Here is a 12572-nt window from a genome sequence, read left to right on the forward strand (position 1 = left end):
AAATCAAAAGACAACCGAGAACACTGGTTTACCTTAGCATACTGGTATCTTTAACATGAGGAGCCGTGTACGGATCCGTACGCACGGTTCTGTGGGCAGTCGGGGCTAACCGCCCCACTGACCCGATACAACATCGTTAAAGCGCAATTATGGAGAAATCGATTTATACGACGCGTTATCTCCACTGCAGGTTATATTCCCAACATCGATCCTGAGCAAACATTTAGTGATATCAAGGCAACATTGAACTCAGGTAATAACTTATTGATGTTCCCTGAAGGCACGCGCTCTATTCCCAATATGCCAATCCAATTAAAAAGAGGGGCAGCACAGATTGCCATTCGCGCAGGGGTACCAATTCGTATTATTCATTTAAGCTGTATTCCCAGCACACTGGCAAAAAATGATAAATGGTATAAAATACCCGCGACAAAACCGATCTTCACGTTAACAGTTAAGGATCTTATTGATACTCAAGCGATTTTAAATGAGTGCAATCAACTTCCTTCGGTTGCCGCAAGACGGTTAACAAAGATATTACAACAACAATTACAAGGTCATATTGATTAATGAATAACACCCTACTTGAACTGGAATTAAAAGAACTGATTATTGACGTGCTTAATTTAGAAGATATTACTACTGAAGATATTGCTAGTGATATGCAATTATTTGGTGACGAGCTTGGATTAGACTCTATCGATGCACTGGAGCTTGGCGTTGCCTTGAAGAAAAAATATAATCTTGAGCTTAATGAAGACACTGATGATGTGAAAAAGCACTTTGAGTCAGTTAAAGCATTAGCGCAATTTATTGCGACACAAAAGACACAAAAGACACAAAATAATAAGGGATAAAAAATGAGTACATCAAAAGCGCAAATTCTCCAAGAACTTCAAGGAATATTTGCTGAGCTTTTTGAGCTTGATCCACAAGATGTAACACTTGAGGCACGCTTATATGAAGATCTTGACTTAGATAGCATTGATGCGGTGGATCTTATTGTTTATTTACAAAGTAAAACTGATAAACAGTTTAAACCTGAAGAATTTAAATCAGTAAAAACTGTCAATGATATCGTCACAATCATTGACCAAGAAATTAACAATCAATAATGTCCTTACGTAGCTTAACTACCCTTATCATCGCTATTGCCATTTTACTTTACCCCTTTGTCATTTTTTTTGGTATACAGTTTTTATCCGTGCAAGGCTTAAGTTTAATTATCCTTTGCCTTTTTGGCTTGCGAGCGATTTTCAATCACAAAAACGATCATAGCATCATGCCTAAATATGCGTTATTTACCCTCTCAGGTATTGGTGTTGCTATTAGTTTATTAGGAATGTTATCGCATAATATCATCTTCATTAAACTTTACCCTGTTGCCATGAATCTTGCTTTTTTAAGTATTTTTATTGCTTCATTATTCGCAAAAGAGAATATCATTTATCAATTTGCAAAAAAAACATCACGTCAACCACTACCGCACTTTGTCAGTACATACACGCGTAAAGTAACCATTGCGTGGTGTGTTTTCTTTCTGTTAAACGCTTTAGTTTCTTGCTATAGCGCTTTGTTTAGTTCATTACATGTTTGGACAATTTATAATGGATTGATTTCTTATATATTGATTGGTGCGTTTTTTGTTTGTGAGTTTGTTGTGCGCATTTTTGTTAAAAGAAAAAACAGCCAATGAAAGATTATTTAGACTTATTATTTCGACACTTTGGCGATGACAAAGTCATTTTTTGCCATGGCAAAAAAAACAACTCCCCAACACAACTTGGTGAAATTAAACAAATTATATTTCCACTAGCGCATTTTTTAAGCCAACAAAAGACAACTTCAATTATTCTCTATTGTGACAATATTTATCATTTTTATATTGGTTTTTTTAGTGCCTTAATTACTAACAAGTCCATTATCTTGCCACCTAATAATACGTGTGGTTTTTTTGAGGATATTAGCAATAATGAAGATATTGCGATACTTCATTTTGATGAACAGCGACAATGCTTTTGTTTTGATAAAAAACCAATTGATCTTAATGCTAATGATATATTTGAGAATAAAATAGATGACTGTCTATTCACCGCGGATATTATTTTTTTCACTTCAGGCTCTACAGGAAAACCTAAAAAAATCATTAAGAAATTTCAGCACTTAGTCAATGAAGTTAATATCTTAAATCACTTTTTTAATCTTGATAAAGAGCTGATGGTTACTAGTAGTGTCCATCATCAACATCTTTATGGTTTTATTTTTTATTTTCTGTGCCCCGCCTTAATAGGACGACCTATCTATAGTCAGCGCATTGAATTAAGTGAGGAATTAGCGCAATTAAAAGATATAAACCACCAATTTATTTTTATATCAAGCCCTGCTCTATTATCGCGTTTAACTTTTGAAGAAGACCTTTCTAAGATTACTTGTTTCAGTGCAGGTAGCTTATTAAAAAATGAAGTAGCACTAAACTTACGTAAATATCTAAAATTAACTGTTAATGAAATATTAGGTAGTAGTGAAACCGGTGTTATTGCTTGGCGCCAACAACTTAATAATCGACTTTGGCAATCCTTTGATGATGTGCTAATTAGTCAAAATAAAGATCTGACATTGCGTGTTTATGCTGATTCTTTTCTTGAACCATTTATCGATACCGATGATATCATTAAGTTAATCAAGCCTAACCAATTTATTTTACAAGGTCGCAAAGGACGGATTGTAAAACTTGAAGACAAACGTTTATCACTTACAGAGCTTGAAGATAAACTTAAGCGTCATCCTTGGGTTAATGATTGTTACGCACTAAAACTTGAAAAATCGCGCGAATATATTGGTGTTTTTATTGTATTATCAACATCAGGTAAACAACAAAAAGAGCACCTGAGTACCTTAGCATTCAATAACACTTTGCGTCACTTTTTAAGTCATTGGTTTGAGAAAGTACTACTACCTAAATCCTTTCGCTATGGTGATGAGATCGCTGTTAATGCACAAAGTAAAATTGATCGTGATAAAATTTTAAGTTTTTTTATGTTGCAAAAATAACATCTGAAGGCGCAATGACATTCCATTTTGTCACAGCTTTTCATAATTTCATTCGATAAACTTGAGTTTACAAGTTTAGATCAACGTATTATTATTTGCTAAAAATTAGACAACCTCATTTTCTAGCATGACTAACATCACCTATCAATACCACCATATGGGTATCCCGACAACAGAAAAACATCCTGATGAACGTTATAGCTCATCATTTAAAATGTACACCACCAAAGGACACAATCCTTTTCGTATCCAGTACCATCGCTTTGAAGAAGGATGTCCATTGCATCCGATTATTCAGACTAAAGCACATGTTGCTTTTAAGGTTAATGATCTTGCTGAAGCCATTAAAGATCAGAAAATTATCATGGCGCCCTATGAACCTTTTGCAGGATTTAAAGTTGCAATGATTGAAGTGGAAGGCGCTCTTGTTGAATTAATTGAGACAACATTAAGTGAGCAAGAAATCTGGAATGATGATCATACAAACTCAATTATTTATCCTGAAAATATTACACAAAACTAATATCAACACTTAACCCAAGTACCGCAGCAGCACGCTGCAAGGTATTAATGGTTAAGTTTTTGCGCTCTCCTTTCTCAATACGCCAATAATTTTGATAAGGTACGCCAAGCGCTTTAGCCACTTGTGGTGCACTCATACCTTTTGCTTGCCGTGCTTGCTTTAGCATAATGGGAATTGCGTACTCTATTGATGGTGCAATCATATAAATATCTTTGCCTTTTACTTGTTTTGGCAATTCAATTTTATCTTGCTCTATAGCATAGCTTAACACTCCATTGAGTAAATCCTCTGCATTTTCTATTGCTTCTTCTATTGTATCGGCCTGCGTGACTACCTCACCGTAATTTAACAATGTAATCAGATAATATTCACCATCATCTGTCATTTTTATTATTTTAAACGGATACTTTAGCATGTTCGCACCTCATTTATTTTTTAAACTTAATTTTAGATTTCTTCTCGATATCTTTTAAAAGGCCTAGTTTTAGATCTTTTGATCCATGCACTGGTAGTGCAATAGTTATATCATTTTTCTTAAGTATATGATGAGAACCTGTCACTCTAGCAAGTTGCCATCCATTTTTTAATAATTCATTAAGTACAAACTTAGCTGAAACAGGCATTGTTATCATCAAATTACTATCGCTGCCTAAGAATAACATAAAAATGTTACAAATCAAGGTACCATAGTTTAAGTTTCTTTTATATATCCATCATTAACCATGCTGAAAACCTTATATTTCCAAGGTTTTTATAATCTTAAGAAAAATTTTTCACTTTTTTTATAAAAATACTAACACTTTTAAAATCCTTTACTATACTAGGGATGTGTTAGGTGGGTCGTCATCCTCCCTCCCCTCCTTAGATAACCTTTATGTCGTCAAGCACATAGAGTGACTCACCTACACAACGATGACTTTTACTTACTCTCTTTACTCCTTTTCTATAATCTCTCTAACATTGCTTTCAATAGCTGATAAAACTCACTAACTGTATCGATTTTTACTTTTTCATCGGGCGAATGCGCACCTTCAATTGATGGTCCTATTGAAACCATATCCATATGTGGATATTTATCGACAATAGCTCCGCACTCTAAACCGGCATGAATCGCTTTGATATTTGCTTTTTTAGAATAAAGTGAAAAATAGCTATCTTTGGCAATTTTAAGCGCATTAGAGCTCATATCTGGCTTCCAGCCAGGGGATAGTTGGGATTTATTAAAAATCACGTTATTTTGAGCAGCTATACGTTTAATCGATTGCATAAAATTGTTGATCGCTAAATTATTATCACTGCGTGTATAAACCGTAATAACAATATCGTCATCTTTTAATTTAATCGAAGATAAATTATTTGAGCTTTCTACCAGATTTGGCATCGCTGGGCTCATCGCTAAGACACCTGAATGTATGCTTGTTAATACATTTAACAAACGATGCTTTAAATCATCATTAAATGCCGTTTTTGCCGTTGCTACTTCTTTGATTGTTAATGCAAAATTAGGTTCATTTTTGTGGTAAATCGCAAACCAATTATGATAGTAATGCGTTAACGTTTCTTTTATTTGTGCTACATCTTCAACTTGACAAGAAATAATAGCCTTAGCTTCACGTGGAATGGCATTTGGTAGGTTCCCTGCTTTGATTTCATTCATGCTATATGAATGATTTTGATCTAAATCATCAAGCATCATGCTCATAAATTTTGCCGCATTAATGCGCGCTTTATCAATATCTAAACCTGAATGACCACCTTTAAGACCATTGACAATGATTTCAATACTTTGAAGTGAAGATGATTGATCAATGCTTTCATTTTTGAATGTCATTGTTGCTGATTGTGATCCGGCACAACCAACATAGATATCTCCCCAGCTTTCTGTATCTAGATTGATCATCGTATTGGCTGTTAATAAGTCTTTACTTAAATTATTCGCGCCAATTAATCCTCTTTCTTCTGAAGCAGTGATTAATATTTCAAGTGCTGGACGTTTAATATCTTTATCAGTTGCAGCTGCCATTGCTGCGGCAATACCTATACCGTTATCAGCACCAAGTGTTGTGCCTTTTGCTTTAAGCCAGCCATCAATAATCTCTAGCTGCAAACTATCATTTAAAAAATCAAATGTTACTTCTTCGTTTTTTTCACACACCATATCTTTATGTGCTTGTAAAACAACTGGTTTGTGTGATTCATAGCCTTTGGTTGCCGGCACATAAATTGCGATATTATCTGCCTGATCAATCTTCGTTTTAAAGCTGTTATTTTTCGCCCATTCTAGTAAGTAAGCTTTGATTTTTTCTTCATGAAATGTCGGTCTTGGAATTTGAGTTATTTCAATGAAATATTGCCATATAGATTCGTTTTTTAATGTTTCTATATTTAATTCGCTAACCATATCAACTGCTGTTGTCATCATATTACCTTGTATTTTATTTACATGAATTTGTCCGCATTTTAGCAGATCATTTCTGCTAAAAAAAGCAACACAAACAATCTTTCTTAGCAGTTATAGTCTATGCTAAAGGTTCGTACTATAGAGAGAAATACTAATAAAAAGAGGATCTTAACAATGCTTAAAACAAGTAAAAAAAAGTTATTGCGACTATCAATCTCTGGCTTTCTGGCTATTAGCTTAGCAAGCTTTATAACAAGCTGCTCTAAAAATACAGAGACTACTGTGGAAAAACCTGACTTTCAAGCAATAAGCAGTGTTAGTGATCGTAAACAAGCATTCATTGATTATATGTTGCCATTTATCCATCAAGTACAACAAGATGTCTTAAACCAACGACAAGCATTAAAAAGTATGCTTGCAATGCTTAATAAAAACAAAAAGCTTTCTAAAGCTCAACAAGATCAATTATCTAGATTCTGTGAACAATATAAAGTTAATTTTGACGAAAACGCTCTAACTCAAATGGTTAAAGATTTACTTATAAAAGTTAATACTATCCCGACAAGCATGGTACTTGCTCAAGCTGCGCTTGAAACTGGCTGGGGTACTTCTCGTTTTGCCGTTGATGGTAACAACTATTTTGGTCAGCACTGTTTTACCAAAGGTTGTGGCCTTGTTCCTAAACAACGTACAGCAGGTGCGATTAATGAAGTGCAAGTATTTCCATCACCTAAAGACAGTGTGCAATCTTATTTTAATCTGTTAAATACAGGTACAAATTTTCAAGAGTTTCGCACACTTCGTTCACAATTAACCAAAGAAGATAAACCAATAACCGGTAAAGATCTGATTAAAACCTTAGTTCATTACTCTGAACTTGAAGATGGCGAGTATGAAAAACGAATTATTTCAACTATGGATTATAATAATCTATATCAATACAATTAAGTACTGGCTTAGCCTACATCTCGGCACACACATCATCTATTACCGCTGCTTCCTTCCAGACCTGACGGGGTTCATAAACTAGTGTCGCAAGAGGACCAAACCAGCGGTTGCCATTATTCAGACTTTTACCATTCTTTTCAATCATTATTTTGAAATAATTCACAGCTTACCTTTTCATCCAGTTTAAATTTAATAAAACATGCACAACTAACGACAGGAAGGTATTATATCTGTTTATAAATGATTTTATTTTATGTTTCCTTTTTTTATTTTTATCCACTTTTCTTTTTATCTTCTTTTTCCTTTTTTGTTTAAAAGAGAATTTCTTTTTCCTTGTTTTTTCTGTTATTGGTTTGTGGATATTTGTGGATAAACATCTTTAAAGTCTTATTGTATAAAGGATTCGCTTGTGTATAATTTTGTGGACATCTATGTTAGTCCACTGTGGTTTTCATGTGGATTCTTTATTCTTTCCTCATGTTTATCTTTTTTCCACAAAAAAATCCAAAGGGATATGAACATAGTTACACACATGCTTGTTCACAAGATAATTAACAAGTAATTCACATAATTACCCACAGAGTTATCCACAGTTGTTTATATCAAGCATTGCATGCTGTGCACGCTTTGATATAATCCACAGATAATTTGAAAACATAAACTTTTTCTAGCACATTTACTGGTCTAAACAATTGCTAGAAACCCTTTATATATATAGGATGCATTGTAAGTATGAATGTTTGGTCACAATGTTTGGATTATTTAAAAGACAACTTGTCTGAACAAGAATATAGAATATGGATAATGCCTTTGAAAACAAATGATCAAGGTAGTTTATTCACAATTTATGCACCGAATAATTATTTTCTTGGTTGGGTAAAGACCAAATATCAACAGCTTCTTGTGGATACCTTAAAAAAATACAAAGAAAACACTCATTTACTTGTTGAGTTCTCAGTGAAAAAAAGCAGTGATAACCAAAATGTGGATGTTCAAGACACAGTAATGCAAGTATCGACGATAAAAAGTAGTGTTGGTCCACAGACTGATCTTTTCAATAAGAATGTGACAACAGCACCACTGGTTGTTGATAGTTTATTGGAAAATCATGATTCCATGGATGATCAAAACGAGTTTGAAGTGGATAAAAATGCGGGTATTTCTAGCGAGCTCTATGGTTTTGATGAAGCACTATCCGTGCCAAAAGATCAAAAACGTGTTGATTTTGGTTCACCATTAAAAAAAGAATATAATTTTGATAATTTTGTTGTGGGTAAAGCTAATGAAGTAGCACGTGCTGCAGCGATGCAAGTGTCCATTAATCCAGGGTTGGCTTATAATCCATTATTTATTTATGGGGGCAGTGGGTTAGGCAAAACACATTTAATGCATGCTATTGGTAATTATGTATTACATAATAACCCAAAGGCGAAAGTGCTATATGTGACATCTGAGCGCTTTGTCAAAGATTATGTTGATGCGGTACGTTTACACTCAGGTGATGAATTTCAAAATTTTTATCGCTCTGTTGACGTGTTACTAGTTGATGATATCCAGTTTATTGCGGGTAAAGCAGGCTCTCAAGAGGAATTTTTCCACACATTTAATACTTTGCTTGAAAATGGTAAGCAAGTTGTCTTATCTTGCGATAAGTATCCTAAGGAAATACCTAAACTTGAAGAACGTTTAGTTTCACGTTTTGGTTATGGCTTAACTGTCACAATTGATATTCCTGATCTTGAAACACGAAGCGCGATTTTATTACATAAATCAAGTCAATTTGGTCGACCTATTGATCAAAATGTGGCGCTTTTTATGGCAAAGCATATTCGCTCTAATGTGCGAGAATTAGAAGGTGCGTTAAGGCGTGTACTTAACTATGCTCAGTTTAATAAAAAAGCCATTGATGAGAAGCTTGCTTATGAATGTTTAAAAGATGTTATTTCAATACAGGATAAAATTGTCAAAGTAGACAATATCCAGCGTGTTGTTGCTGATTATTATAATATTAAAATTACCGATTTATTATCAAAGCAAAAAAGTCGTGATGTCGCGCGTCCAAGGCAGATGGCAATGGCGTTGGCTAAAGAGTTTACCAATCATAGTTTGCCGGAAATTGGTGGCTTTTTTGGTGGTAGAGATCACACCACAGTCTTACATGCCGTAAGGACTATAAAGAAACTGATTGTCAATAATGTTGATATACAGGATGATTATCAAAACTTATCGCGCAAATTAGCGCATTAATTCCCAGGGGAGATATGATGTTACAATTTACACTTTCTCGCGATGCATTATTAAAGCCATTACAAGGTTTAGTATCGATTGCTGAGAAAAAGCATACGATACCAGTGCTAAGCTCAGTATTATTTATTATTGAGGAGGGAAAGCTACGCTTAAAGGCCTCTGATTTAGAGACTGAAATTGTCAGTTATGTTGAGCTTGAAGAAGCATCACATGATGCTAGTATCGCAATTCCTGCCAAAAAGCTTCATGATATTATACGTAATTTACCAGAAGGTGCATCGGTTAAAATAACAGAAGAAGCAAATGATCGGGTATTAGTTGCATGTAATCGCAGTAAATTTACTATGTCAATATTAAAGGCTTCATCCTTTCCTATGATGAATGAAGATACAGGTAGAGCGATGTTTAAACTATCATATGCTCAGCTTAATTCAGCAATCAAGCGTGTAAAATTTGCCATGGCAAATAATGATGTACGTTATTTTTTAAATGGCATGTTGTGGGAAGTCAATAACGATAGATTTCGCACGGTTGCGACTGATGGTCATCGCATGGCAAGCTCAGAGGTATTGATAGAAGATACTTTCCTAGATGCTGTTCAAATTATAGTACCAAGCAAGGCCATTAAAGAGCTAGAGCGCACGTTATCAGCGCCTGAAGATGCTGAAATTGAAGTGCAAATTGGTAAAAACTATTTCAGAATTATTCTGCCTGATTTTCAGTTTACATCAAAGCTTATTGAAGGACGCTTCCCTGATTATACAAGAGTGATTCCACCGAATAATACAAAGCTTTTAGTCGCTAACCGTGTTGAGTTAAAACAGGCATTACTACGTACGGCAATTTTATCGAATGAAACATATCGCGGTGTACGCCTAGAGCTTCAGGATAATGCTTTGCTTTTATCAGCAAATAATCCAGAGCATGAAGAAGCACAAGATCAAATGGAAGTGAAATATAGTGACCAACCAATGGAAATTGGTTTTAACGTAAATTATCTTTTAAACATCGTTGATGTGTTAGATTCAGAACACATTGATTTTTATTTTGATAGCCCACAAATGAGTTTACTTATCAAGGATGATGATAGTCGCAGTACGTATGTAGTGAGCCCGATTAAGCTTTAAATACCTAATAGCGGGCTCAAAAATCTGTGCATGAATCTATTTGCTATTTTTGATTATTAAATTTATATTACCTCTTGTTGCAAATCTACAGTAAAATACAATCTATTTATCTATGGTAAATGAGTGTGATATTGTTAAAAATATATTCAATATAAAGTTTTATAATCTTATATAAAATATGTGGGATAGGAGAAGTTTAATGATCAAAGTAATTTCAGTTGAAAAGCTAGCGGAGCTTATACATAAACATGGCTTAAGACAGTATTTAGTTGACTTAATGACAACCTTGAAAGGTGATTTTTTGCGTTGGCAGGAATTTGATAAAATACCACGCCCAGCATTTCATGTGCCAGATGGTGTAATTGAATTAATGCCGACAGCGGATAAAGAGTTATTTGCCTATAAATATGTCAATGGACACCCAAAGAATCCATTGCAGAATAAGCAAACGATTGTGGCAACAGGGCAGTTATCGAAAGTGTCAGATGGTCATCCATTGTTAATTTCAGAAATGACGGTGTTGACGGGTTTGCGTACAGCGGCAACTTCAGCGTTAGCCACTGATTATTTGGCACGAAAAGATGCTAGTACTTTAGCTTTAATCGGTACAGGCGCACAAAGTGACTTTCAAGCATTAGCAGCAGCCATTGTGCGTGATATTAAAACGATTCGCTACCATGATATTGATCCACAGGCGATGCGTCGTTTTGAGAAAAACATGCAAGCTTATGACTTTGAACTCATTCCTTGTAATAGCAATGAAGAAGCTGTCAAGGGCGCTGATATTATTACGGTGTGTACTGCCTGCAAAGCACATGCTGTTGTGATTGAAAATAGCTGGATCAAAGAGGGTGTGCATATCAATGGTTTAGGTGGTGACTGTCCAGGTAAAACTGAGCTAGATCAAGCAATATTACCACGCGCTAAAGTAGTGGTTGAGTTCTTTGAGCAATCATTTATTGAAGGTGAGATTCAGCATTTCACTGAAGAAGAAGCAAAGAAAGTTGTTTATGCTGAATTATGGCAACTTATCTCAAATGAAAAGCAAGGACGCGTTAGCCAAGAGGAGATTACCGTATTTGATTCCGTTGGTTTTGCTTTGGAAGATTTCTCGGCATTGAAGCTTACATATCAATTAGCTGAAAAATACAATATTGGTGTACCGATGAACATGATTCCGGCATTAAAAGACCCTAAGGATTTATTCTCCGTATTAAATGAGCATGGTGATAATAGTGCATTACGAATCAAAGAGGTGCACGCAAATGTTTAGTTATCGCTTTATAGGGGCCAGTGTTGGCAACTGCGCCGGTATCGTTGGCTGTGAGCAAGCGCCTGATTGTGTGAAGAGTAAATTGCAATTAGCTAAGCTGTGGCAAAAAACAGTTTACTTTGAAGGTGGTGAAAGACGTCTTTCGGCACTTAATGCATTAAATACATTTTCAACTGAGCTTGCTCATGCAACAAAAGATGTGATTGAGCAGGGCGATAAGTTTATTACCATTGGCGGTGATCACAGTTGTGCCGTTGGTACTTGGTCAGGCGTCCATGCTGCAGCGGGTGAGTTTGGACTTATTTGGATAGATGCGCATATGGATGCGCATACGACTGAAAGCTCGCATAGTGGAAACCTGCATGGCATGCCAGTGGCAGCATTAATGGGTTATGGTGATGATAAAATGACAAAAATATTATCAGACAACCCTAAACTTAAGCCTGAAAATGTTGTTTTAATCGGCATCCGCTCATTTGAAGAGCCAGAGCAAGCAATTTTGAAGAGTCTGGGTGTTAAAGTATTTATGATGGAAGATGTTCATGGACTTGGCTTTAACTACTGTTTTAACTCGGCAATAAATCATTTTAAATCAAAAGAAATCCCTTTTGGTATTAGTTTTGATTTAGATGGTTTGGATCCACAGTATATTGAAGCGCTAGGCACTCCAGTTGAGGATGGGATTTTGCTACCCGAAGTGTTATCGAGCTTTAAAGAAATGCCAAAAGAGCAATTGCTTGGCGTTGAAATTACCGAATATAATCCAACCTTAGATCATGATGATAAGGGGGGTGATGTGATTGCAAATATCATCGCGGCAATTACGGAGGATAACAGTTTTTTGTCAGAAGATAACGGTGAGTTTGCATCGTTATCACGGCTGTCCCATCTAAAATATGTTGACTTTTGCTAAATTTATCTTTGAAGTTGTCATCAAAGGAATCTATTGTATTAGCTATGACTCAGGAAATATCCACCACTTTTGAAAATCACTTTAAAGAT

14 protein-coding genes and 1 other RNA gene are annotated in these 12572 nt (G+C 35.2%); 11 read left to right on the forward strand and 4 right to left on the reverse strand.

All coding sequences use genetic code 11. The features are described from left to right. Positions 1-132: 132 nt before the first annotated feature. From DNJ75_RS13265 to DNJ75_RS13290, 6 genes are all read left to right on the forward strand, one after another. Entirely contained in the window at positions 133-570 is a 438-nt protein-coding gene (locus tag DNJ75_RS13265; RefSeq protein ID WP_325048315.1) for a lysophospholipid acyltransferase family protein, read from the forward strand. Further along, positions 570-857: a phosphopantetheine-binding protein gene (locus tag DNJ75_RS13270; RefSeq protein WP_117003937.1), complete on the forward strand. Its 288-nt coding sequence runs from the start codon at positions 570-572 to the stop codon at positions 855-857. Before DNJ75_RS13265 ends, DNJ75_RS13270 begins: the two co-directional genes overlap by 1 nt. 3 nt (positions 858-860) lie before the next feature. Beyond that, positions 861-1115 (forward strand): acyl carrier protein, encoded by a 255-nt coding sequence (locus tag DNJ75_RS13275; RefSeq protein WP_117003938.1) that lies wholly within the window; start codon positions 861-863, stop codon positions 1113-1115. Continuing rightward, on the forward strand, positions 1115-1696 hold the full coding sequence (locus DNJ75_RS13280) for a COG4648 family protein (RefSeq protein ID WP_117003939.1): 582 nt from the start codon (positions 1115-1117) through the stop codon (positions 1694-1696). The genes DNJ75_RS13275 and DNJ75_RS13280 overlap by 1 nt, the downstream gene beginning before the upstream one ends. Beyond that, positions 1693-3051 carry an AMP-binding protein gene (locus tag DNJ75_RS13285; protein ID WP_117003940.1) on the forward strand — a complete coding sequence of 453 codons (1359 nt, stop codon included), beginning with the start codon at positions 1693-1695 and terminating at the stop codon, positions 3049-3051. Before DNJ75_RS13280 ends, DNJ75_RS13285 begins: the two co-directional genes overlap by 4 nt. A 127-nt stretch (positions 3052-3178) precedes the next feature. Next, positions 3179-3574, forward strand: a complete 396-nt coding sequence (locus DNJ75_RS13290; protein ID WP_224742315.1) for a hypothetical protein — start codon at positions 3179-3181, stop codon at positions 3572-3574. On the opposite strand, the gene DNJ75_RS13295 is transcribed toward DNJ75_RS13290, so the two are convergent. The 3 genes from DNJ75_RS13295 to pepD form a co-directional block, all read right to left on the reverse strand. After that, on the reverse strand, positions 3561-3989 hold the full coding sequence (locus DNJ75_RS13295; RefSeq protein ID WP_117003941.1) for a type II toxin-antitoxin system HicB family antitoxin: 429 nt from the start codon (positions 3987-3989) through the stop codon (positions 3561-3563). The genes DNJ75_RS13290 and DNJ75_RS13295 overlap by 14 nt on opposite strands. Before the next feature lie 13 nt (positions 3990-4002). Then, a complete protein-coding gene (locus DNJ75_RS13300) occupies positions 4003-4236 on the reverse strand; it encodes a type II toxin-antitoxin system HicA family toxin (RefSeq protein WP_206609113.1) in 234 nt (77 codons plus the stop codon). A 281-nt stretch (positions 4237-4517) separates the two neighbouring features. After that, positions 4518-5996 (reverse strand): beta-Ala-His dipeptidase, encoded by a 1479-nt coding sequence (gene pepD, locus DNJ75_RS13305; protein WP_117003942.1) that lies wholly within the window; start codon positions 5994-5996, stop codon positions 4518-4520. A 153-nt stretch (positions 5997-6149) separates the two neighbouring features. Here pepD and DNJ75_RS13310 point away from each other — a divergent pair, with 153 nt between their 5' ends. Further along, a complete protein-coding gene (locus DNJ75_RS13310) occupies positions 6150-6923 on the forward strand; it encodes a glucosaminidase domain-containing protein (protein ID WP_157968345.1) in 774 nt (257 codons plus the stop codon). A 3-nt stretch (positions 6924-6926) separates the two neighbouring features. On the opposite strand, the gene ffs is transcribed toward DNJ75_RS13310, so the two are convergent. Continuing rightward, an RNA gene (gene ffs / locus DNJ75_RS13315) (signal recognition particle sRNA small type) lies at positions 6927-7024 on the reverse strand. Between the two features lie 631 nt (positions 7025-7655). Here ffs and dnaA point away from each other — a divergent pair. The 4 genes from dnaA (at position 7656) to DNJ75_RS13335 (ending at position 12483) form a co-directional block, all read left to right on the forward strand. Continuing rightward, on the forward strand, positions 7656-9170 hold the full coding sequence (gene dnaA / locus DNJ75_RS13320) for a chromosomal replication initiator protein DnaA (protein ID WP_117003944.1): 1515 nt from the start codon (positions 7656-7658) through the stop codon (positions 9168-9170). A gap of 14 nt (positions 9171-9184) precedes the next feature. Further along, positions 9185-10297, forward strand: coding sequence for a DNA polymerase III subunit beta (gene dnaN, locus DNJ75_RS13325; protein ID WP_117003945.1), 1113 nt, complete (start codon positions 9185-9187; stop codon positions 10295-10297). A 199-nt stretch (positions 10298-10496) separates the two neighbouring features. After that, a complete protein-coding gene (locus DNJ75_RS13330; RefSeq protein WP_117003946.1) occupies positions 10497-11570 on the forward strand; it encodes an ornithine cyclodeaminase in 1074 nt (357 codons plus the stop codon). After that, the gene (locus DNJ75_RS13335) at positions 11563-12483 is read left to right on the forward strand and encodes an arginase (protein ID WP_157968347.1); all 921 of its coding nucleotides are present in this window, start codon (positions 11563-11565) and stop codon (positions 12481-12483) included. The genes DNJ75_RS13330 and DNJ75_RS13335 overlap by 8 nt, the downstream gene beginning before the upstream one ends. Positions 12484-12572: the final 89 nt, after the last annotated feature.

Origin of the sequence: Cysteiniphilum litorale (genome assembly GCF_003428165.1) — a bacterium.
GTDB classification, from domain to species: Bacteria; Pseudomonadota; Gammaproteobacteria; order Francisellales; family Francisellaceae; genus Caedibacter; species Caedibacter litoralis.

Bases quoted from the DNA above. Each gene is read 5' to 3' on its own strand.
- DNJ75_RS13270 (WP_117003937.1), top strand. From the start codon at position 570: ATGAATAACACCCTACTTGAACTGGAATTAAAAGAACTGATTATTGAC.
- DNJ75_RS13275 (WP_117003938.1), top strand. From the start codon at position 861: ATGAGTACATCAAAAGCGCAAATTCTCCAAGAACTTCAAGGAATATTT.
- DNJ75_RS13280 (WP_117003939.1), top strand. From the start codon at position 1,115: ATGTCCTTACGTAGCTTAACTACCCTTATCATCGCTATTGCCATTTTA.
- DNJ75_RS13285 (WP_117003940.1), top strand. From the start codon at position 1,693: ATGAAAGATTATTTAGACTTATTATTTCGACACTTTGGCGATGACAAA.
- DNJ75_RS13290 (WP_224742315.1), top strand. From the start codon at position 3,179: ATGACTAACATCACCTATCAATACCACCATATGGGTATCCCGACAACA.
- DNJ75_RS13295 (WP_117003941.1), bottom strand. From the start codon at position 3,989: ATGCTAAAGTATCCGTTTAAAATAATAAAAATGACAGATGATGGTGAA.
- DNJ75_RS13300 (WP_206609113.1), bottom strand. From the start codon at position 4,236: ATGTTATTCTTAGGCAGCGATAGTAATTTGATGATAACAATGCCTGTT.
- pepD (WP_117003942.1), bottom strand. From the start codon at position 5,996: ATGATGACAACAGCAGTTGATATGGTTAGCGAATTAAATATAGAAACA.
- DNJ75_RS13310 (WP_157968345.1), top strand. From the start codon at position 6,150: ATGCTTAAAACAAGTAAAAAAAAGTTATTGCGACTATCAATCTCTGGC.
- dnaA (WP_117003944.1), top strand. From the start codon at position 7,656: ATGAATGTTTGGTCACAATGTTTGGATTATTTAAAAGACAACTTGTCT.
- dnaN (WP_117003945.1), top strand. From the start codon at position 9,185: ATGATGTTACAATTTACACTTTCTCGCGATGCATTATTAAAGCCATTA.
- DNJ75_RS13330 (WP_117003946.1), top strand. From the start codon at position 10,497: ATGATCAAAGTAATTTCAGTTGAAAAGCTAGCGGAGCTTATACATAAA.
- DNJ75_RS13335 (WP_157968347.1), top strand. From the start codon at position 11,563: ATGTTTAGTTATCGCTTTATAGGGGCCAGTGTTGGCAACTGCGCCGGT.